Origin of the sequence: Xenorhabdus innexi, from assembly GCF_002632485.1 — a bacterium.
In the GTDB taxonomy this organism is placed as follows: Bacteria; Pseudomonadota; Gammaproteobacteria; order Enterobacterales; family Enterobacteriaceae; genus Xenorhabdus; species Xenorhabdus innexi.
In genome coordinates, this window is the sequence record NZ_NIBU01000275.1 from 1 (window position 1) to 416 (window position 416).

General features: G+C 50.7%; 1 protein-coding gene and 1 pseudogene. Both read left to right on the top strand.

From position 1 onward, the window contains the following. A pseudogene (locus Xinn_RS21575) lies at positions 1-94 on the top strand (IS5/IS1182 family transposase); the annotation flags it as partial. Between the two features lie 121 nt (positions 95-215). Further along, positions 216-416 (top strand): AcaB family transcriptional regulator (locus Xinn_RS21585; RefSeq protein ID WP_153043452.1); only part of this gene is annotated, 201 nt, incomplete at its 3' end.

A 416-nucleotide genomic window follows, 5' to 3' on the forward strand; every position in this document is an offset into this window, starting at 1 on the left:
GTGGAAGAACTGCGAGGGAGATTTGAATACCAGTCTCCAGTTCGTCAATCTGGCATTCCTTGTCTTACTGCTGCGCAGAAAAAATACTGAATAGCCTCTGAATCACGCAAGGGGTCATATTTCCTTTTTCCCGTAACTGATTATCCATTGAGCCACTGATGTCTTTCCCCTGATAGTTCCACAGACATAAGCTGACTAAACAGGAGTTGTTTTTTATGTCTGAGCCTGAGGAAAACACCGTCCCGCCGCCACACCGTCGTGCCGGTGTACTGAAATCCGCCTTAACCATTGAACTGCACACCCACTACGCCATCCGCCTCTGGGCAGGGCGTAAAAAAGAAGACGTCACCGGCCGCCGTCAATACCCGGACATTATCGGCATGCCGCAGGTCATTAAACGGGCGGGGACTATCAGC